The organism is Caballeronia eucalypticola (genome assembly GCF_047608185.1).
In the GTDB taxonomy this organism is placed as follows: domain Bacteria; phylum Pseudomonadota; class Gammaproteobacteria; order Burkholderiales; family Burkholderiaceae; genus Caballeronia.
In genome coordinates, this window is the sequence record NZ_JBLKRU010000018.1 from 93,718 (window position 1) to 113,902 (window position 20,185).

Sequence of the window (20,185 nt, forward strand, 5' to 3'; positions counted from 1 at the left end):
CCGGACAATGTCCCGCGCACGCAACCGTTTATTGTACCGCGCCAGCGAAGCCGGGGCCGGCCGGGCGGTAGGGCATTGATGGATCGAGCGGAGCGAGCGCCATGCGTGGATATGCCGGAATCAAGTCTGGCACCAAGTCACGAACCGACATCGCGCGCTCGATCACTTCAAGAATTTCGCGCGGATCATGCAAGCGCCGGATGGCGGCGTGAAGCTCGGCAGCCTCCGCCCAGGTGCGCTTCAGATAGCTGAGCCACATCTTGACGCGTCCATGTTCATGACGGGACGCGACACGGACTTGCAATTTACGCAGGTAATCGGCGAGTTGACCCAGCACGGCCGGCCATTCCTCGCTGGAGGGCGTCCTGTCCATCAATCCGCGGATACGCAACGCCAGGAAGGGATCAGAGACGGCGCCGCGCCCGATCATCACGTCCACGCAGCCGCTGGCCGCCCGGCATCGCTCCCAGTCGGCGACGGTCCAGACTTCTCCGTTAGCCACGACCGGCACGTCCACGGCGGCATCGATACGGGCGATCCACTCCCAGTGGGCCGGCGGCCGGTAGGCGTCGTCACGCGTTCTGGCGTGCACGACAAGCGACGCAGCGCCGCCTTCTGCCAGCGCCGTGGCGCAGTCGATTGCGAGCGAAGTATCTGACACGCCAAGCCGCATTTTTGCCGTCACGGCGATGCCGGCGGGCACCGCTGCGCGCACGGACGACACGATCCGGTTCAGTTGTTCAGGGTGCGCCAGGAGCATCGCGCCGCCGCCGTGCCGATTGACGATTTTGGCGGGGCAGCCGAAATTCAAATCGATTCCATGCGGCGACAAACTGGCCGCGGTGCCCGCGTTAAGCGCCATCCAATCAGGATCGCTGCCGAGCAATTGGATCACCATTGGCGCGCCGCCGGGCGTACGGCCTCCGTGCAGGACTTCGGGGGTATCTCTCTCGTAGACACTTCGGGGGAGCACTGAACCGGTCACCCTGACGAATTCGGACACGCAGGCGTCGAATCCGCCTGTGCTGGTCAGCACGTCACGCAGCACGTAGTCCGCAAGCCCTTCCATGGGCGCAAGAAATAGCCGGCTCATGCGGGAACTGCGCATAAGCTGTGTTTGCGAAACTTGCGGTTATGCGAGCGAGACAAAGCCGGCTTTCGGAGTGACGGGCGTGGCGATACAGGACATGTTGTGCTCTCTGAGGATGTGAATGCCGGTCGGTGTTTGCGCAGAGGACACGCACGAAGCTGACAAGCACGACGGCGGCACGTGCTGCCGTTAGCATCGCCGATTGCAAGCACGACAGCAGACTCTTGAAAAGGCCGGAACCGGCGCGGTAAACGCCCCACCAGAACGAAGTATACGGCTCGGGCGCTGTGAACCTGTATTGTACCGTCAGTGACGCGCGCTCGAATCCTGCGCGCCTATCCCCGACCCGCGAGGCTTTCCAAGCCGTCGCAAGTCTCCCTTCAAACCACCCCACACCAGCTTACTTCTTCTCCGGCGTGCTATCCGGCGGAGTCGTAGCAGTTGTCGGCGTCCCGGCCGCACCCGTCGTCCCCGGCGTCGGAAACGGGAACGTGTTGAACATCGACTTCGCCTGGGTCTGCATCTGCTCCTGCATCTGCACGAACATGTTCTTCGATTGCTCGATATAGCTCGTCATCATCCCCTGCATCATGGGCGCCTGCATGTTCATGAACTGCGACCAGACCTCAGGGTTGAGCGGCACCGCATTACCGTCGATCAACCCCTTCGACTGGTCGGTGAGCTTGTGCTGGATGTCGATGAACGCCTGGATATTCTTTTCCAGATATGTCCCCATCATGCCCTGCATCGCGTTGCCATAGAAGCGGATGATCTGCGAGAGCATGACCGATGAAAACATCGGCAAGCCACCGCTTTCTTCTTCCAGAATGATCTGCAACAGGATGCTGCGCGTCAGATCCTCGGCGGACTTGGCGTCCATGACCTTGAACTCTTCCTGGTCGAGCACGAGCTGTTTGACGTCGGAAAGCGTGATGTAGGTACTGGTTTCGGTATCGTAGAGCCGGCGATTCGGATATTTTTTTATGAGTCGTTCGGCGGATTTCTTTGTAGTGGTCATGTAACGCCTTTAAACGCAAAACTCAAACTGTGCCGACGGACTCCGCGTGATTGAAAGCGACGCAAGCCGCCGGTTCGTAGTCGGTGCCGGTGACCCGGCATCCAGTTGCAACGCCCCGCTCCGACGCGAGACGGGCAGCGCGCACAACCTGATGGCGCGCCGCCTGAAACACCCTTACCCCATGTGCAAGCCGCCATTCAGCGAGAAATCGGCGCCCGTTGAAAAGCCCGATTCCTCCGAAGCCAGCCACGCCACGATCGAACCAATTTCTTCCGGCCGTCCAAGCCGGCGAACCGGAATGGTCGCGACGATTTTCTCCAGCACATCAGGGCGGATCGACTTCACCATGTCCGTCCCGATGTACCCCGGCGAAATGGTATTGACCGTCACGCCCTTGGTCGCCACTTCCTGCGCCAACGCCATCGTAAAGCCGTGAATACCGGCCTTCGCGGTGGAATAGTTGGTCTGGCCGAACTGTCCTTTCTGACCATTCACCGACGAAATATTGATCACGCGTCCAAAACCACGCTCGACCATGCCATCGATAACCTGCTTGGTCACGTTGAAGAGACTCGTCAGGTTGGTATCGATAACCGCAGTCCAGTCTTCGTGCGTCATCTTCCGGAACACGACGTCGCGCGTGATGCCCGCGTTGTTCACCAGAATGTCGACTTCGCCGACTTCAGCCTTGACCTTGTCGAAAGCGTTCTTGGTCGACTCCCAGTCACCCACATTGCCTTCGGAGGCGATGAACTCGTAACCCAGCACCTTTTGCTCGTCGAGCCATTTGACCCGGCGCGGCGAATTCGGACCGCAACCCGCGACGACCGTGTAGCCGTCCTTATGCAGCCGTTGGCAGATACTCGTACCAATGCCGCCCATGCCACCCGTCACATACGCTACTCGTTTCGTCATTGCTCGCTCCGTTTATCGTTATGCGCGCCTGCAGTCGGGCTTGCCTGCCACCCGAACCGCGGCGCGCGGTGCATAACGCACTGTCTCCCTACGGCCGCTCTACTGCGAGCGCCACGCCCATACCGCCGCCGATACACAGCGACGCCAGTCCTTTCTTCGCATCGCGCTTCTGCATTTCGTGCAGCAGCGTAACGAGAATCCGGCAGCCGGATGCACCAATCGGATGACCGATCGCGATCGCCCCGCCGTTCACGTTGACCTTCGACGTGTCCCAGCCCATTTGCTGATGCACGGCCAGCGCCTGCGCTGCAAATGCTTCGTTGATTTCCATCAGGTCGAGGTCCGAAGCCGACCAGCCCGCGCGTTCCAGGCAACGCTTCGATGCCGGCACCGGGCCCATGCCCATCACTTTCGGATCGACACCCGCGTTTGCGTACGCCTTGATGCGCGCGATCGGCGTGAGACCAAGCGCCTCGGCTTTTTTCGCCGACATCACGATCACGCCAGCCGCGCCATCGTTAAGACCCGAGGCGTTTGCCGCGGTCACGGTGCCTTCCTTCGAGAACGCAGGCTTCAAGCCCGCCAGCGACTCAGCCGTCACGCCATGACGCACGAATTCGTCGGTGGCAAAACGCAGCGGCTCGCCTTTGCGTTGAGGAATTTCAACGGGCACGATTTCATCGTTGAAACGGCCCGACTTCTGCGCCGCTTCCGCCTTGTTCTGCGACAGCGCCGCAAACGCATCCTGCGCTCCACGCGTAATGCCGTATTCCTTCGCGACGTTTTCCGCCGTGACGCCCATATGGATCGAGTTGAACGCGTCCCACAGGCCGTCCACGATCATCGAATCGATCAGCTTCGCGTCGCCCATGCGAAAACCGTCGCGCGAGCCCGGCAGCACGTGCGGCGCGGCGCTCATGTTTTCCTGACCGCCGGCAATCACGATGTCAGCATCGCCCGCAATAATTGCGTTCGCCGCCAGCATCACGGCCTTCAGGCCCGATCCGCACACCTTGTTGATGGTCATGCCCGGCACCGAAGTGGGCAAGCCGGCCTTGATCAGCGACTGGCGTGCCGGATTCTGGCCGGAGCCCGCCGTCAGAACCTGGCCGAGAATCACTTCACTGATCTGCTCCGGCTTGAGGTTCGATCGCTCGAGCAACGCGCGAATCACGAGTGCGCCCAGATCGGGTGCGGCGATTTTAGCCAGCGACCCGCCAAATTTGCCGACGGCCGTCCGTGCGGCCGATACGATCACTACGTCTGTCATTTCAGTTTCCTTTGAGAATCGAAAGTGGTAGCCCGGGTTTAGCCGGCTGACTGCGTGGCCGGCTGGATGCGTGTTCGCGCTTGCCCCTTGTTTGCCTGCGCCGTATTCAACCCGTGCAGGCGACGCTCTCAACAGCGCTGGCGTTACTGTTTCTTCAGGTTACTTCGGGTTTCAGCAACTGCAATAAAACGGCACGTCGGATACTGTTGCGCTGTCGCGCCTGAAATGCAATCGGGTCCGATCCGCATGACCTGCGCCGGCCGCTAATTGAAAACGTGTTCAGCCGGTCAGATCACCCAAAAATCTTATTGATCCCGTTGCAGGACATAACGTCCCGGCGCCGGCTCGATCACCGGAAAATCCTCGGACCCCAAGCTTGCCTTCGGCTTTACTTTCTTGCCGCCGTAGCCATCGAGCCATTGCGTCCACGTCGGCCACCAGCTACCCGGATGTTCAGTCGCGCCTTCGAACCATGTATCGGGGTCTTCGGGCAGGGTTTTATCGGCGTTATCGAGAAGCCAGAAACTGCGCTTGTTCTTCGAGGGCGGATTGATCACGCCCGCAATGTGTCCCGATGCCCCGAGCACGAACGTCTGCGGCCCGGTCAGCAAAGGTGCGGACGCGTAAGCCGCCGTCCACGGCACGATGTGATCCTCGCGCGAACCGTACAGGAACGTCGGCACATCGATCTTCGACAAATCCACCTGCTCACCGCATGCAGTCAGTTCGCCCGGATTGCGCAGGCGATTCTCCAGATACGTGTTACGCAGATACCAGACGAACATCGGGCCCGGCAGATTAGTTGAATCGCTGTTCCAGTAAAGCAGGTCGAACGCCTGTGGCGTGCGCCCCTTCAGGTAGTTGTCCACCACGTAATTCCACACCAGGTCGTTCGGGCGCAGATACGAGAACGTGTTGGCGAACTCGACACCGCGCATCAGCGCTGGCGGCTTGCCACCGTTGCCGCCAATGGTCTGCTCGCGCATCTGCACATGCTGCTCATCGATGAACACATCGAGCACGCCCGTGTCGGAAAAATCGAGCATGGCGGTCAGCAGCGTCATGGATGCAACGGGATGTTCGCCACGCGCGGCCAGCACGGCCAGGGCAGTTGCGAGCATCGTGCCGCCGACGCAGAAGCCGAGCGTGTTGATCTGCTCGCGGCCACTGATCTGCTTGACGACATTGATAGGCGTAAGCACGCCTTCATCGATGTAATCGTCCCAGGTCTTGTGCGCGATCGATGCATCGGCATTACGCCACGAGATCATGAAAACCTGATGGCCGGCATCAAGCGCATGGCCAACAAGCGAGCCTTCCGGCTGCAGGTCGAGGATGTAGAACTTGTTGATGCACGGCGGCACGATCAACAGCGGCCGCTCTTTCACGGTCGCCGTGCGCGGTGTGTACTGGATCAGTTGCAGCAAGTCGTTCTCAAACACGACTGAGCCTTGCGTAGTCGCAATGTTCTTGCCGACCACAAACCCCGATTCATCGCTTTGCTGGATCTTGCCGCGCTGCATGTCGGCGAGCAGATTCATCATGCCCTTTTGCAGACTTTCGCCGCGGCTTTCGATCAGCGCTTTCTGCGCATCCGGATTCAACGCGATGTAATTGCTTGGCGATGCCGCGGCTGCCCACTGCTGCACGGCGAACCTGATTCGTTCGCGAGTCTTGTGATCGGCTTCGACCGATTCCGCGAGCTCCTGCAAATAACGAGCGTTCAGCACATACCACGCGGCAGCGAATGCGAAACCGGGCGCGGATTGCCACGCGGGCGCGCTGAAGCGCCGGTCTTTCAGCGTCGTCAGGTCGATGCTTCGCTCAGTGGCCTGCTTGATGAGTTCCGCGGCATCGCGCGAGAAACTGGACTGGAGTTCCTGCAGGCGCTGCGGCGCGATAGCGGCGGTCGGAATATTCGGCATCGCTGGCATTGCAAACGGCAACTGGGCGCTGCTACTACCGCCGTTACCGCCGCTCATGCCCGGAAAACCAGCAAACCCGGGAAAGCTCGGAAAACCACCCAGCGCCGCAAACGGATTAGCCGATACCGGTCCCGGCGATTCCACCTGGCCCGGATTCGCCTGGGCAGCAATCTTTTGCCACTGGGCCGGGTCCGCTACCGCGCGCCATGTGTTGAGCCATTGCTCGAACATCTTTTGCACGGCCGCTGGATCTGCGGCAGGCATTCCAAAAGGCGCAGCCGGTGCGCCAGGTGTTGACTTGGCATCGGATGGACGTGATGAACCCGGTGACGATGAAGATGATGATCTGGAGGCAGCCATATCCGCGTTTGACCTAAGCGTCCCGAGAGACTGAGTTGCTGATGCAGGCGTGACGTGGAGCCGCGTCGTCGTGATCGTTGTGATCGTTGTGCCGGGCCGCTAAACGCCCGACCGCGATGATGTGACGTTGCCCCGCCGTGCGCTTTTGTGAAACATTCTTGCTCCACGGTGCAAGGCGTGTCAATGCGTCGCCTTGATTTTGACGCAGTGCGATATTTTTTTCATCATCGTTTTCCCGATGTAACGCGCTGATGAATGTCAAGAATTGTTGCGCAACATAAGGGTGACATAGGGACGGGATAAGGCGCTTCTGTCACGGCCAGCCACGTTTTAGCCGCGCAGCAAAAAACGTGCGCCTACAGCGTAGGCGCACATCAGGTCATATAGGTGTTTTGAGCCGGAAAGTACCCGGGACTGGTCAGGGGTTTACTCTGCCAGCCAGATCATCGCGGCCATGCGCCCCGTTGTCCGATCCCGTCGATACGAATAGAACCGGTCCACGTCAGTCATCGTGCAAAACGTGCCGCCGTGGATATGCTCGGGCAGCACGCCTGCCCGTTGCAGGCGCAAACGGGCGAGTGCATAGAGATCGGCGAGATATTTGTGTTTCTCTTCGCGCCGGGCAAACGCCGCAACGGTCGCATCACGATATGCACGGTCCGCCGCAGCAACGAACGCGTCGAGCACGTCCTCACCCACCTCGAACGCTGTCGGACCAATTGCCGGACCCAGCCATGCGTGCACGGTGCTGGCCTGCACGCCGGCGAGATGCGCGACCCGCTCCGCCGTCTTTTCCACTATTCCGGCCGCCAGTCCACGCCAGCCTGCATGCGCTGCGCCGACGGCACGGCCGGTTGCATCGCAGAAAAGTACCGGCAGGCAGTCCGCGATCATCACGGCGCACACGACTCCCGCGCGATCCGTCACCGCGGCGTCTGCCTTGACCACCGATTCGGGAGAACCGGCGCAGCGGTCGATCACCGATCCGGCATCTTTGATCCGTGCGCCATGCACTTGCTCGAGCCATGCAACCGGAGCGCCGGTAAGTTCCACGACACGCCTGCGATTTTCAATCACGGCGTCGGGCTCGTCACCCGTACGCAGGCCCAGGTTGAGGCCGCCGCTGCCGTTCACGCCGCCATACGGCGCGGCGCTGACGCCGCCGTTGCGCGTGGTCGCAAGCGCCCTCACTCGCGGCGACACCGCAGCATGAGCGCTGGACCAGTCGGGCCAGAGGCAATCGTCATTGCGAAGCGGCGGGTAATCAGCAAACTTAGCCGTGAAGCTGGACGCTAAATCAGCCCCGAATGACGTCACCATTTGCTTTATTCCTCGTCGTCATCATCGTCGTATTCGATGGGCTGCGACTCGTCCCAGCCACCGCGCGCCTGCACGCCGCCATCGTCTTCATCGATGAAATCTGCGTCTTCCGGATCGAGATCCGTCGCTTCGTCTCGACCCAGACCGAGTTCCGCCGCGAGCGCTTCAATATCGTCCGGCACGTCAGCGCGCCAGCTGATGTCGCGGCCCGTGGTGGGATGAATCAGCCCGAGCCGCCACGCATGCAACGCCTGCCGATTGAACCCGTCCGGCAACGGCTGGACCGACCGCTTGCCACGTGCGTGGCCGTAGATCGGATCGCCCAGCAACGGATGACGGATATGCGCGCAATGCACGCGGATCTGGTGAGTACGGCCGGTATCGAGATCGCAGTGAACCGCGGACACGGGCTGGTTGTTCCACATCGCGCGGTCGATGGTGCGATAGTGCGTGCGGGCGTATTTCCCCGATGCGCTCTCCACCACCGCCATACGCGTGCGGTCACGCGGATCGCGGCCAATCGGGGCATCGATGGTGCCTTCGTCCGGCATCGTCCCCCACACCAGCGCGACGTAACGGCGCTTCACCGTGCGGGCCTGCAGCTGCCGCGTCAGAATGGTTTGGGCTTCGAGCGTGCGTGCCACCACCATCAGCCCTGACGTCTCCTTATCCAGCCGATGCACAATGCCCGCGCGTGGCAAGCCGGCGGCCGCATCGCCGTATCGATACAACAAGCCGTTAAGCAGCGTGCCGCTCCAGTTTCCCGCGGCCGGATGCACGACCATGCCCGCGGGCTTGTTGATGACCACGAGCGCGTCATCTTCATAGACGATCTCAAGCGGCACCGGCTCCGGTGTGAACGCAAGCTGTTCGGGCAGCAAATCGGGGATCAGCGTAATGGTCGCGCCCAATGGCACCGGCTGCCGGATCTTCGCGGGCGCGCCGTCGACCACCACGCGTTGCGCATCAATCCAGGTCTGCAGGCGGCTGCGCGAAAACTCGGGGAATAAACGCGCCATGACTTTGTCGAGGCGCTCGCCGGCGTACTCGTCGGGGACGATGATCGTGCGCGGCGTTTCAGCGTCGGCGCGGCGCTCGTGCAGGTTGGTGGGCACGGGTTTGCCGTGAGTTTCGCTTGGCGCGTCCGGCTCAGCGGCCGGTTCGGTCAAATCGTCCGGACGTGCGTCGTCGGCCGATGCGCTTGGGCTATAATCTTTGCTGCGATCTTTGGTACGACTTGTACTTGAGCGGGTCATTAGACTGAAAAGCTGGGAATTAGCCAGAAAGGCATGAGCTAGAAAATGCAAGCACTGATGCGAGCCGTGAATCAAGCTTTGAGAACCGTTTTGAACCCTGTCCGTCAACTGGTCCGGCTTTCGTCGAACTCGTCTGTCAAGGTCATGGCGCTGGCTGCGAGTGCCGCCATTGTCGCGGGCTGTCATGGTTTGCCCGAGAAAACCGACGAGACGGCAACGTGGAATAACGGCAAATTATACTCGGAGGCGCAAGATTCGCTGACCGGCGGCGACTTCGGCAAATGCGCGAAGTATTTCGAGAACCTTGAAGGTCGCGACCCGTTCGGTCATTTTGCGCAACAAGCGCAGATCAATGTGGCTTACTGCGACTGGAAAGACGGCGAGACCGCCTCCGCGGATTCAGCCATCGACCGCTTCATCAAGTTGCATCCGGATCACCCGGACATTGCCTACGCGTATTACCTGAAAGGCATGATCCACTTCAACGACGACCTCGGTCTGTTCGGCCGCTTTTCCGGTCAGGACATGAGTGAGCGGGACCCCGTGTCGCTGCGCGAATCGTACGACGCATTCAAGGTCGTGGTCGACAAATATCCGCAAAGCAAGTATGCGCCCGATGCCGCTCAACGCATGCGCTACATTGTGAACGCGCTGGCTTCGCATGAAGTTCACGCTGCGGATTATTACTATCGGCGTGGCGCTTATGTGGCGGCAATCAACCGCGCGCAGCTCGCGATCCGTGAATACCGGAATGCGCCTGCAACGGAAGACGCGTTGCATATCATGATGCTGTCTTACGGCAAGCTCGACCAGCCGCAACTGGAAGGCGACACGAAGCGCGTGCTGGCTGCTACGTTCCCGGACAGCCCGTATGTCACCGGCAAGTCGCGCCCGGGTAAGGAAAACAAATCGTGGTGGCAAATCTGGTAAGCGGTTTGTCACGCTGAACGCTGCAAGAAACACGTTGCAAAAGCCGTATTGCAGTTCAGTCAAGTCTTGTAAGAAAGCCGCGCTCATTTCAGAGCGCGGCTTTTTTTTGCACGACCTTTTCACAGGCTTAACCGGATGCCCGGCTCCGTTATCCGATGCCAATGGCGTACGTGTCATTTCCGGTTACACAAAGACGGAAAAATCGCCGCGAAATTCATACACTTATGAATAGCAGGTTTGGTTCGAAACGGTCTGCGCTGTGCAAGGTCCGGTTGGGGAATCAAAATCCTGAAACGACGCGAATAATCGAGGTGATCATCATGAACGGGCGTAGAGCGTGCCAGCTATTGCTGGTGCTGGCGACTCTGGGTGCAAGCGGCGCCGCCACGGCTGGGGGCTACTATCACGGCGGCGGCGGGGGCTATTACCATGGCGGCGGGTACTATCACGGCGGCGGTTATTACCACGGCGGTTGTTGCAGCGGGTCAGTTGGCCTCTATTTTGGCCCGGGTTTTATCGGTGGCTACCCGTATCCATACCCGTATTACTCGGGGTACTACCCTGGCTATTACCCTTATGCGCCTTATGCGGCCGTGCCAGTCGGCGACGCCGCTCTGCCAGCGGAGTACGTTGAACAGGGGCAGCAAGTGAATATGGCTGGCGGCAATGCGCCGCAAACGGGCTACTGGTATTACTGCGCCAGGCCCGAGGGCTATTACCCGTACGTGAAGGCTTGCCCTGCGGGTTGGCAGAAGGTGTCGCCCCAACCACCCGGCGGTTGACTTGCATAGCGCGCTGCCGTTCGATCAACGCAGTTTGATTCGGCGTCACGTCCGCGAGGCAGTGCATTAGGCCAACAACGCGCCGAGGACTGGGCGCTCAGACAGGCGGCCGGTTCAAGGGGTTCAAGGTCCCGCCGCGCTCAGTCGTCTTCTTGATCCGCGACCGTTTCCGGATCGGAGAAGAAAGCGCGCACCACTTCCAGTTCGCGCGTGCGCTTGAACGGCGGCAGGCTTTGCCAGATGCGCCGGCCGTAGGGTTTATCGACGAGACGGGTATCGCAGATCATCAGCACGCCACGATCCGTTTCCGCGCGAATCAACCGCCCAGCGCCCTGCTTCAACGTAATCACCGCTTGCGGCAGCTGATGCACGGCGAACGGGCTCAAGCCCTTCTTGGTCAGCGCATCCAGCCTTGCCGACAACACCGGGTCATCGGGCGGCGCAAACGGCAGTTTGTCGATAACCACCAGCGACAGCGCGTCGCCACGCACGTCCACCCCTTCCCAGAAGCTCTGGCTGCCCACCAGGATCGCGTTGCCGTAAGAGCGGAAGCGGTCGAGCAACTCGGTACGGCTGGCATCGCCCTGAACCAGCAGCGGGTAGTCCCAGCCGCGCTGCTCGATCGTGTCACGCAATCGCATCGCAATCCGGTCGACCGCGCGCAACGTCGTGCACAGGAAAAACACGCCGCCCTTCGACGCCTCGATCACCGGCAACGCGCCATCGAACACGGCGTCGGTGAAATTCGGCGACGACGGTTGTGGCAGGTTACGCGGCACATACAACAAGCCTTGCGTCGGGTAATCGAAGGGACTGGGCAGCGTCATTGAGCGACGCGCGTTCAGGCCCATTTGCGCGGCGTAATGCGTGAAATCCCCTCGCACCGACAACGTTGCCGATGTAAAGATCCACGCCCGCGGCACACCCGCCCGCTGCTTCGAGAAAATCGGCGCGACGGACAGCGGCGTCTCATGCAACTGCACCGTATGCGAGAACACTTCGATCCATCGCACCATTTCGTTTGGATCGGCTTTTGCCGCCGCTTCGGCTTCTTCGGCCACAGCCTTTTCGACCGAAGTTGGCGGCGCGGTCCAGCCGCCCAGCAAGCCCTGCAATTCGCGCGCACGGCGTAGCAACGCACCCAGCGACTCGGCCCGCTCAGCGTGCTCGCCCAACGCCTTGGTGAGTGCGTCGAGATGCTCTTCGAGCGTATCGAGCGCGTCGAATAGCGGATGGTCGTCGGAAAGCTGACCGAGCGACATGCGCACTGAATCTTCTTTGAACGCCAACCTTACGTCGCGAGCTGCACGTTCCAGCGCTGCGCCGAGTTTCGTCCAGTCGGAGAAATCGCGGGCGTGACTCAAACCTTCCGCTACCGCATCGCGGGCCAGTTCGAGAAACTGCGTGGTGGAGACCGTCTCGCCGAAAAACAGCGTCGCGGTTTCGGGCAACTGATGCGCTTCGTCGAAGATGATGGTGTTGGCCGTGGGCAGCAACTCGGCCATGCCGGTGTCGCGCAGCATGACATCGGCGAAAAACAGGTGGTGATTCACCACCACGATATCCGCCTGCTGCGCCTCGCGCCGCGCCTGCATCACGAAACACTCTTTGTACTGCGGACATTCCTGGCCGAGACAGTTGTCGCGCGTGGACGTGACCATGGGCCAGACCGGCGAGTTCTCGGGCACGCTCGCGAGTTCGGCTTTGTCGCCAGTGCGCGTGATCTTGGCGAAACGGATGATTTCCTGCAGATGCGACGTGTCCTGGCGCGTAGGCAAACGGCCGTTGTCGGCCGTGCGCTGCAGGTAGTAGTGACACAGGTAATTCGCGCGCCCTTTGAGCATGGCGACCGAAACCGGCACGGCAAGCGCGTCCCGCACGGTAGGAATGTCGCGCTGGAACAGCTGGTCCTGCAAGTGCTTCGTGCCGGTCGAGACGATCACCTTGCCGCCCCACAGCATGGCCGGCACGAGATACGCGAACGTCTTGCCGGTACCCGTACCCGCTTCAACGATCAGCGTATTCTCTCCGCCGTCGATTCCCGTCGATGCCATCGCCACACCCAACTCGTCCGCGCCTTCTTCATGAACGACGGGCGCATCCGATGGCCCGAGCTTGCGCGCGGGCCGGCGTTGCGCGTCGAACATCGCGGGTTCGGGCATGGCGCGCCCGGACGCCTCCATGGCTGCGGCGACTGCGCGGGCCATGTCGACCTGTGAAGCACGCGAGCGATAACCATCGATTTGACGCGCCAACAGACCCTCGGCGGCGAAAATCGCGTCGAGTTCGGTGCGGCGCTTCGGTGCCAGCGTGAGCGAAAGCGTGGTGTCGACGACACCCGCCTTCGCGGCCGGCTTCAGCACGGATTCCGCGTTCTCTGTGAGGGCATTGTCGGGCGAATTCAAAGGAATGTTCCTGCTTGTGTTCCGGCTTACGACGCGTGTCGGCAAGCCAGTTTCGCTACCCTTGCCGACGAGGCGCCAAAGGCGGCTGGCGTAAAAATTCTTCCGGCCCGCGCATGCGTCACGCGCATGTCATTTGCGCTTTATTTGCACTTCCCTTGCGCATCAAGGATTCAAGCGCGCGTGTCCGGTTCCAACTGCAACTGCAGCAGGATGATGGTGTCCTTGACCTTGAGTTTGCGCTTCTTCAGGCGCCTGATCTCGAAGTCGTTGATGCCGGGAACCTCAGCCATCTTGCCGATAAGACTATCCAGGCCGTGATGCTCCGCTTCCAGCTCCGCGATCCGTTCACGGATCGTCCCCGTGTCGACTGCTGCTGCAGGATACGCATGCATATTCGCCTCCCTGGTGGCGGCGCGCCGCATAAGGTCACTGACGGCATCGCCCGAGGTTACTGTCCGGCTCCGGCTTACTTCGGTTGTTGCTGTTGCTGTTGTTGCTGCTTGAGTTGTGCCTGGTGCGCCTGGTCTGCCGCGTCCTGCTGTGCACGCTGTTGCTGCTTGGCGGCCGCTTCCTTCTGCCGGGCTGCGACTTCCGTCTGATGCTCGGCAGCGTCGCGTTGCTTGGCTGCAAAGCGTTCCGCCTTGTCCTCGCGCTCTTTCGCGTCCTGCACGCCGCGCGCGGCGGCATCGGCCAGTTTCTTCTGGTAATCCGCCTGCTTGCGGTCGTAATCAGCCTGGTTCGCTGCGCGCTGAGGCGCTTCCGCATTTCGCTGCGCCGCCGACAACGCGTTCTGGCGCTGCTTCTCTTCGAACGATTCCTGGCTTGCTTTCTCGCTCGCCGCGCGTTGCGGCGCCTCGGACGCATACTGCGCGCGCTTGAGCGCCGTTTGCTGGTCACGCTGCTGCGCGTGCTGCAAGCGTTGTTCGTCGTCAAGCGCCAACTGTTCCGTGCGAATTTGCTTGGCTACTTCACGCTTGGCGTCGCGGGCTTTGTCCAGGCAGTGATTGACGAAGAAATCGCTGTAGCAATTGTGCTGCTTGACCCCGTAGGTATAGTTGTTCTCCGCGCTGCGAACGTCCAATGCCTTCTGACGCGCGCCGAAGCCGTTGGTGTCCGCAGTGGCTAGCGCTGCGCCGCCATCGCCGGCTTCGATCTGACCCGCCGGCACGCCCGATGCCGTTTGCGCAGCGCTGTCTTGCGCGCCGCTTTCAACGAGCGGCGTTTGCGTGACCGACGTACCCGGGTTGATGGGCTTCGGTGACTGCGCCATGGCGGCCGTCCCGGCACCCGCGCAGGCTAGCGCGATCAATGTTGCCGCGACACAACGGGCGAACGGCAAGACCTGCCCCACAATGGCAACACCGCCCGGTGCGGCCGGACCGGTCGAGGCGAACGAATCGACTGGAGCAGTCGGCAAAGCGGGCGAAAGGCGGGAAGTCGGCAACGTGATAGCCAGCGTGATAGACAAGGAGACGGTCAAGGAGACGAAGGTAGCAAGAAAGCGAAATAGCAGCTTCTACGATGCCGAAATTCTATCACCGAGCGCCGGAGCCCTCCGGCATTTATGGCAAAATGCCCCGCTTCACCAACCCGGCAAAAGTGTCCGCGCGGCTTACAGTGAAATGCGAGTGAAATGCGCGGTACGAAAAGCCCTTGATGAGCCAGCAGGCTGACGCAGACCCCCATGACGGAAACCGTAGCACTCAAGATTGTCCAGCGCATCGCCGCCGAGTTGAATGTGCAGCCGCGGCAGGTCGCCGCGACCGTGCAGCTTCTCGATGAAGGCTCCACCGTTCCGTTCATCGCCCGATATAGAAAGGAAGTCACGGGCAATCTCGACGACACGCAATTGCGCAATCTCGAGGAACGGCTCATCTATCTCCGCGAGCTCGAAGACCGGCGCGCGACGATTGTCCAGAGCATCGAAGAGCAGGGCAAACTCACGCCCGAGCTGCGCGCAGCCATTGAAGGCGCCGACAGCAAGCAGGTGCTCGAAGACCTGTATCTCCCTTACAAACCGAAGCGCCGCACGCGTGCGCAGATCGCCCGTGAAGCCGGCCTGCAGCCGCTCGCGGACGCCCTCCTCGCCGACCCGACGCTCGATCCGCAAACAGAAGCCGCGCGTTATGTGGATGCCGAAAAAGGGGTCGCCGATATCAAGGCTGCGCTCGATGGCGCCCGCGACATCCTCTCGGAGCAGTTTGGCGAAACGGCGGAAATTCTCGGCAAGGTTCGCGATTACCTGTTCAAGCAAGGCAGCGTGATCTCGACCGTCGTGGAAGGGAAAGAAACCGAGGAAGGCGAGAAATTCCGCGACTACTACGACTATTCGGAAACCATCCGTACGGTCCCGTCGCACCGGGCGCTCGCGCTTTTTCGCGGACGCAATGCCGGCGTATTGATGGTCAAGCTGGGCCTGGGCGAAGAGCTCGACGCACAAGTGCCGCATCCCGGCGAAGCGATGATCGCGCGTCACGTGGGCATCGCGAATCAGGGGCGGCCAGCCGATAAATGGCTCTCGGACGTGTGCCGCTGGTGCTGGCGTGTGAAAGTGCAGCCGAATATCGAAAATGATTTGCTGACGAATTTGCGCGAAGAGGCTGAAGCCGAAGCTATCCGCGTGTTTGCCCGCAACCTGAAGGACCTTTTGCTTGCTGCGCCGGCAGGTCCGAAAGCCGTGATCGGCCTCGATCCGGGCATGCGTACCGGCGTTAAAGTGGCCGTGGTCGATCGCACCGGCAAGCTGCTCGCCACCGACGTTATTTATCCGCACGAACCCCGTCGCGACTGGGACGGCTCGCTCGCCAAGCTCGCGCGGATCGCCGCGCAGACGCAGGCCGAGCTGATCAGTATCGGCAACGGTACGGCGTCTCGTGAAACCGACAAGCTCGCGAGCGAATTGATCGCGAAGCATCCGGAATTGAAGCTGCAGAAGATCGTGGTGTCGGAGGCAGGAGCATCGATTTATTCGGCGTCCGAACTGGCATCGAAGGAGTTTCCTGATCTCGATGTCACCCTGCGCGGTGCTGTATCCATTGCACGGCGACTGCAGGATCCGCTCGCGGAACTCGTCAAGATCGATCCGAAAGCAATTGGCGTCGGCCAGTATCAGCATGACGTCAATCAACGCGACCTCGCCCGCTCGCTCGATGCAGTGGTCGAAGACTGCGTGAACGCGGTCGGCGTGGACGCCAATACGGCATCGGTTGCGCTGCTTGCACGCGTGTCGGGATTGAACGCCACGCTTGCGCGCAATATCGTCGATTTCCGCGATGCCAACGGCCCCTTTGCATCGCGTGATCAGTTGAAGAAAGTGCCCCGTCTCGGCGATAAAACCTTCGAACAAGCCGCTGGATTCCTGCGCATCAACAACGGCTCGAATCCGCTGGACCGCTCGTCGGTGCACCCGGAAGCGTATCCGGTGGTTGAACGCATCCTAGCCAAGATCAAGAAGCACGCCGCCGATGTCATGGGCAAGCGCGAAGCGTTGTCGGGTTTGTCGCCGGCGGAATTCGTCGACGAGCGTTTCGGTTTGCCGACCGTGCGCGACATCCTCGCGGAACTTGAAAAGCCGGGTCGCGATCCGCGTCCGGAGTTCAAGACGGCCACGTTCCGCGATGGCGTTGAAAAGCTCTCCGATCTCACGCCGGGCATGATCCTGGAAGGCGTGGTCACGAACGTCGCGGCGTTTGGCGCGTTCGTCGATATCGGCGTGCATCAGGATGGCTTGGTGCACGTATCGGCGATGTCGACGAAGTTCATCAAGGACCCGCACGAAGTGGTGAAAGCCGGGCAAGTCGTGAAGGTGAAAGTGGTGGAGACCGACGTGAAGCGCCAGCGGATCGCGCTGACCATGCGTCTCGACGATGACTTCGCCGCCGAGGGCTCTCCGGCTCAACAACCGCAACGTGGCGCGCAAGACCGCCGTGGCGGCTCGGGTGGCGGAGGCAGCGCTCGCGATGTCCGGAGCAACAACAGCGGCAACGGTGGCGGCAGGCGCGAACCGGAAGCGGCAAGCGCGATGGCAGCGGCGTTTGCCAAGCTGAAAAAATAGATCGAGCCACACGGTTCGATAGAAATAAAAACGGCCCGTTCGCAATGAACGGGCCGTTTTTTTAGCTACCTCGACGGGTCAAACCGGGCAGCGCATACGCCACCACGGTCCAACGCGGATACCACCATCAAATCTCGATCTTCGTCCCCAACTCGACCACCCGGTTCGCGGGAATACTGAAGAAGTCCGTCGGCTTCGCGGCGTTTTGGTGCATCCACGCGAACACCCGTTCGCGCCACACCGACATGCCCGGCAACTGCGTCGGCACCACGGTTTCGCGCGCCATGAAGAACGACGTATCCATGAGCTCGAACGTCATGTCGTGGGTACGGCCGATCTCATCGAGCACTGCCTTGACATCGGGCGTTTCGTTAAAGCCGTACTGTGCTTTCACGAGGAAGAGACCGCCGCTTGCGTCCTTGACTTCCACACGCTTGTCGTCATCGACGTACGGCACGTCGCGCGTAACGAAATTCAGGAAGATGGTCCGTTCATGCAGGACCTTGTTGTGCTTCAGGTTGTGCAGCAGGCTGACAGGCACGAGCGAGTCGTTACCAGTCAGGTAGATTGCCGTCCCCGACACCCGATGCGGCGGATGCGCAAGCAATCCCTGCAGGAACGGCATCAACGGAATACCGTCGGCGGCAGTCCGGTCCTTGACGATCATGCGGCCCTTGAACCACGTCATCAGCAGGAAGAACAGCACGCCGCCAATACCCAGCGGCAACCATCCGCCCTGTTCGATCTTGAGCAGGCTGGCGCCGAAGAACCCGACATCGACGATAAAAAACACGCCGATGATTGCGCCCACCAGAAACTTGTTCCAGCCCCACAGCTTGGTCATCACGACAGACGCGAGAATGGTCGTGACCAGCATGGTTGCCGTGACGGCAAGCCCGTACGCGGCGGCGAGATTCTCCGAGCTTTTGAAGCCGATCACAATGCACAGGATGACGAACAACAGCATCCAGTTCACGACCGGGATATAGATCTGCCCGATCGCCAGATCCGATGTATGCAGGATCTTCATACGCGGCACGTAACCAAGCTGGATAGCTTGGCTCGTCAGCGAATACGCGCCTGAAATAACGGCCTGCGATGCGATCACCGTTGCTACCGTCGACAGGATCACCAGAGGCAACAAAGCCCATGCCGGCGCCAGGAGAAAGAACGGACTTTCGGCGGCTTCCGGCGAGTGCATCAGCAACGCACCCTGGCCGAAATAATTGAGCACGAGCGACGGCATGACGAGGCCATACCACGCGTAACGAATGGGCTTGGCGCCGAAGTGCCCCATATCGGCATACAGCGCTTCTGCGCCGGTCAGTACCAGCACGACCGACCCGAGCACGATATACGCCTGCAACACGTGGGCGGCCATGAACGAAAACGCGTAGTACGGATTCAACGCGATCAATATGCGTGGCACTTGCACGATGTGATAAACGCCAAGCACGGCCAGCGTTAAGAACCACAGTCCCATGATCGGACCGAAGAGCTTGCCGACCACCGACGTGCCGCGGCGCTGGATCCAGAAGAGCATCACAAGAATGACAATGGTGATGGGGATCACCCATTCAGAAAGCGCCGGTGAGACGATTTCCAGCCCTTCCACCGCCGAGATCACCGACATCGCCGGTGTTATCACAGCATCGCCGTAAAACATGCATGCGCCGAAAATGCCGAGCATCATCAGCACGCCGGTTGCACGTCCTGACCCTTTCAACGTGCGCAATGCGAGCGTCATCAGAGCGAGGACTCCGCCTTCGCCGTTGTTGTCGGCGCGCATCACGAAGAGCACGTACTTGATGGAGACCACGATCATGATCGCCCAGAACAGCAGCGAGATGACACCAAGGATGGAGGCTTCGCTCAGTTGAATACCGTGCGATTTGCTGAAGGCTTCTTTCAACGCGTACAGCGGGCTGGTGCCGATATCGCCGAACACCACGCCGATTGCGGCAAGTGCGAGGGCAGGTAGCGGCTGTTTGCGCTCGTGCGCGTGAGTCATTTTGTTCATAAACGCGGGAAGCCGTCCGAAGCGGAAAAAACGAACGCCATTCTAACGTTGCGTGCGGCGCCCGACCGGCCTGTTGTGATACCGCTACGACCGGAGCGAGACGGCAGTTTAGCATTGCGGCAAAGCCACGAAGGTGCATGCGCGGCGCTTTCCGCCTTTAGCCCGTTTTAACTGGCTGCGACTGGCTATAAGCAAAAAAACGCCGCTCGATCACACCAGATTGGCGAATCGAACGGCGTTTCGTTTCGGTTTCATTCTTTCAGGAATTGAATCAGCCCCGCTCGTCCTGCACGCCGCGCTTGATCCACGCACCGAGGTTATGAGGCCGGACAGTGTCCCATTCTTCAAACGGTTGATGAATCCACGGATTTGTTTCAAGAAACTGCACGAAGTAATCGGGCTTCACCTTGGAGCAGCCTTTGTACCAAAGCACGGCGGAACGCACGGCCGTGACCGCCGGATAGCGGTCCTTCAGGTGCTGTTGCACGCGCGAAAGCGTGACGCCGGAGTCAACGAGGTCATCTACAAGCAGCACGTTGCCGGACAGCTCGCCGCGCGTCATAGTGATGTATTGCCCGATATCGAGTGCGCCCTGCTCCGTGCCGGCCGCCTCGCGATACGAACTCGTCGCCAGGATGGCAAGCGGCAGGTCATAGATGCGCGAAAGCTGGTCGCCGACCCGCAGGCCGCCACGTGCAAGACACAGGATATTGTCGAACTTCCAGCCGGAGTCATGCACGGCGAGCGCGAGCAATTCGATCAGCCGGTGATATTCGTCCCAGCCGACCCACAGGTTCCGGTCGTCGTTGCGCGGATCTTTCATCGCGATCATGGTAAAAC

Annotated in this window: 16 protein-coding genes; 3 read left to right on the plus strand and 13 right to left on the minus strand. The window is 60.7% G+C overall.

The genetic code is table 11. From position 1 onward, the window contains the following. Positions 1-28 precede the first annotated feature (28 nt). The 8 genes from ACMX25_RS21245 to ACMX25_RS21280 form a co-directional block, all read right to left on the minus strand. On the minus strand, positions 29-1,093 hold the full coding sequence (locus ACMX25_RS21245) for a tRNA dihydrouridine synthase (RefSeq protein ID WP_414952048.1): 1,065 nt from the start codon (positions 1,091-1,093) through the stop codon (positions 29-31). 397 nt (positions 1,094-1,490) lie between these two features. Then, positions 1,491-2,108, minus strand: a complete 618-nt coding sequence (phaR, locus tag ACMX25_RS21250) for a polyhydroxyalkanoate synthesis repressor PhaR (RefSeq protein WP_414952049.1) — start codon at positions 2,106-2,108, stop codon at positions 1,491-1,493. 174 nt (positions 2,109-2,282) lie between these two features. Continuing rightward, on the minus strand, positions 2,283-3,023 hold the full coding sequence (locus tag ACMX25_RS21255) for a 3-ketoacyl-ACP reductase (RefSeq protein WP_414952050.1): 741 nt from the start codon (positions 3,021-3,023) through the stop codon (positions 2,283-2,285). An 88-nt stretch (positions 3,024-3,111) separates the two neighbouring features. Continuing rightward, positions 3,112-4,293 carry an acetyl-CoA C-acetyltransferase gene (locus ACMX25_RS21260; protein ID WP_414952051.1) on the minus strand — a complete coding sequence of 394 codons (1,182 nt, stop codon included), beginning with the start codon at positions 4,291-4,293 and terminating at the stop codon, positions 3,112-3,114. Between the two features lie 305 nt (positions 4,294-4,598). Continuing rightward, complete coding sequence (phaC, locus tag ACMX25_RS21265) at positions 4,599-6,578, minus strand: class I poly(R)-hydroxyalkanoic acid synthase (RefSeq protein WP_414952052.1); 1,980 nt, start codon at positions 6,576-6,578, stop codon at positions 4,599-4,601. A gap of 13 nt (positions 6,579-6,591) precedes the next feature. After that, positions 6,592-6,840: a hypothetical protein gene (locus tag ACMX25_RS21270; protein ID WP_414952053.1), complete on the minus strand. Its 249-nt coding sequence runs from the start codon at positions 6,838-6,840 to the stop codon at positions 6,592-6,594. A gap of 164 nt (positions 6,841-7,004) precedes the next feature. Further along, positions 7,005-7,898, minus strand: coding sequence for a peptidoglycan editing factor PgeF (pgeF, locus tag ACMX25_RS21275; RefSeq protein WP_414952054.1), 894 nt, complete (start codon positions 7,896-7,898; stop codon positions 7,005-7,007). Positions 7,899-7,903: 5 nt separating this feature from the next. Beyond that, positions 7,904-9,154: an RluA family pseudouridine synthase gene (locus ACMX25_RS21280; protein WP_414952055.1), complete on the minus strand. Its 1,251-nt coding sequence runs from the start codon at positions 9,152-9,154 to the stop codon at positions 7,904-7,906. 144 nt (positions 9,155-9,298) lie between these two features. Here ACMX25_RS21280 and ACMX25_RS21285 point away from each other — a divergent pair, with 144 nt between their 5' ends. Then, positions 9,299-10,084: an outer membrane protein assembly factor BamD gene (locus ACMX25_RS21285; protein ID WP_414952093.1), complete on the plus strand. Its 786-nt coding sequence runs from the start codon at positions 9,299-9,301 to the stop codon at positions 10,082-10,084. Positions 10,085-10,404: 320 nt separating this feature from the next. Further along, on the plus strand, positions 10,405-10,866 hold the full coding sequence (locus ACMX25_RS21290) for a hypothetical protein (RefSeq protein ID WP_414952056.1): 462 nt from the start codon (positions 10,405-10,407) through the stop codon (positions 10,864-10,866). Positions 10,867-11,006: 140 nt separating this feature from the next. On the opposite strand, the gene ACMX25_RS21295 is transcribed toward ACMX25_RS21290, so the two are convergent. From ACMX25_RS21295 to ACMX25_RS21305, 3 genes are all read right to left on the minus strand, one after another. Further along, complete coding sequence (locus tag ACMX25_RS21295) at positions 11,007-13,229, minus strand: ATP-dependent DNA helicase (protein WP_414952094.1); 2,223 nt, start codon at positions 13,227-13,229, stop codon at positions 11,007-11,009. Positions 13,230-13,441: 212 nt separating this feature from the next. Continuing rightward, the gene (locus ACMX25_RS21300; protein ID WP_414952057.1) at positions 13,442-13,663 is read right to left on the minus strand and encodes a DUF465 domain-containing protein; all 222 of its coding nucleotides are present in this window, start codon (positions 13,661-13,663) and stop codon (positions 13,442-13,444) included. Between the two features lie 74 nt (positions 13,664-13,737). Next, complete coding sequence (locus tag ACMX25_RS21305; RefSeq protein WP_414952058.1) at positions 13,738-14,739, minus strand: colicin transporter; 1,002 nt, start codon at positions 14,737-14,739, stop codon at positions 13,738-13,740. Positions 14,740-14,955: 216 nt separating this feature from the next. Here ACMX25_RS21305 and ACMX25_RS21310 point away from each other — a divergent pair, with 216 nt between their 5' ends. Beyond that, entirely contained in the window at positions 14,956-17,325 is a 2,370-nt protein-coding gene (locus tag ACMX25_RS21310) for a Tex family protein (protein ID WP_414952059.1), read from the plus strand. Positions 17,326-17,452: 127 nt separating this feature from the next. On the opposite strand, the gene ACMX25_RS21315 is transcribed toward ACMX25_RS21310, so the two are convergent. Then, positions 17,453-19,345, minus strand: coding sequence for a potassium transporter Kup (locus tag ACMX25_RS21315; RefSeq protein ID WP_414952060.1), 1,893 nt, complete (start codon positions 19,343-19,345; stop codon positions 17,453-17,455). Between the two features lie 271 nt (positions 19,346-19,616). Next, the gene (locus tag ACMX25_RS21320; protein ID WP_299706698.1) at positions 19,617-20,177 is read right to left on the minus strand and encodes a phosphoribosyltransferase; all 561 of its coding nucleotides are present in this window, start codon (positions 20,175-20,177) and stop codon (positions 19,617-19,619) included. Positions 20,178-20,185: the final 8 nt, after the last annotated feature.